The following is an 860-nucleotide window of genomic DNA, read 5'->3' on the forward strand; positions in this document are numbered from 1 at the left end:
GAGTCGAGCTGTAGCCGTCGAGCTGCGGCCGGCGCGCGGGCGTGCCGGTCCGCCGCCACCTCGGCCTCGGCCTCGTCGAGGTAGACCTCGCAGACGAGCCTGCCGTCCGCCGTCATGTTGTGCTCCAGCTCCCACAGGCTGAGCTCGCCGCCGCCCTCCAGCAGGAACGCGTGCTCGTAGAACCGGCACCACGTCGCGTCGCGGCCGGTGCCCCGCCTGCGCGGCTTGGTGATCAGCGCGATGTGGTGGCCGAGCGCCTCCTGGAGGAGCTCGCGGACCACCTCGCCGGGGCCGCCGTCCTCGTTCTCCGCGCGCCGCAGCAGCCGCCGCGCGTGGTCGGGCGAGGCGTCGGAGACGTACTCCCGGCGGGGCCTGGTCGGGCCCGCGGCCAGCAGCAGCTCCTCGGCCAGCCAGGCGGGCAGCTCCGCCGCCTCGCCGCCCGGGGCCATGCCGCCGCCGATCCGCTCGTGGATGCGCCGCTCCGCCTGGTCGAGGGCGCCCTCGTGCGCGTAGAGCTCGTAGAGGAACCGCTCGTCCGGGCCGGTGTCGTGCTCCAGCTCGTACAGCAGCAGGCTGCTGCCGTCGGCGAGCAGGAAGATGTGCCGGTAGGTGTTGCAGCGCAGCGGGCGCGCCTCGTCGTTGCGCTGCCGGTACGAGCGGAGCTCCGCCTGGTGCATGAGGGCGGTCCGCAGCCGGGACAGCACCGGCTCGTCGATCTCGAACCCGTTCTGCGCCCGGGCCAGCAGCTCCGCCACATGCTCGGCGGGTGTACGCCTGTCCGGCGCGGACGAGGGCGCGGACGAGGGCGCGGAGGCGGACGCCGCCGCGGGGCCCGCGCCCCGGGCGCCCCCGGCATGCTC

The 860-nt window shown here is 75.8% G+C and carries 1 protein-coding gene; it reads right to left on the bottom strand.

The genetic code is table 11. The annotated features are described in order from the left end of the window. A partial coding sequence (locus K6I34_RS37570; RefSeq protein WP_229332487.1) for a DUF6227 family protein occupies window positions 1–755 on the bottom strand: 755 nt, incomplete at its 3' end. Between the last annotated feature and the right edge of the window lie 105 nt (window positions 756–860).

Source organism: Streptomyces sp. UNOC14_S4, from assembly GCF_020740835.1.
Taxonomy (GTDB): domain Bacteria; phylum Actinomycetota; class Actinomycetes; order Streptomycetales; family Streptomycetaceae; genus Streptomyces.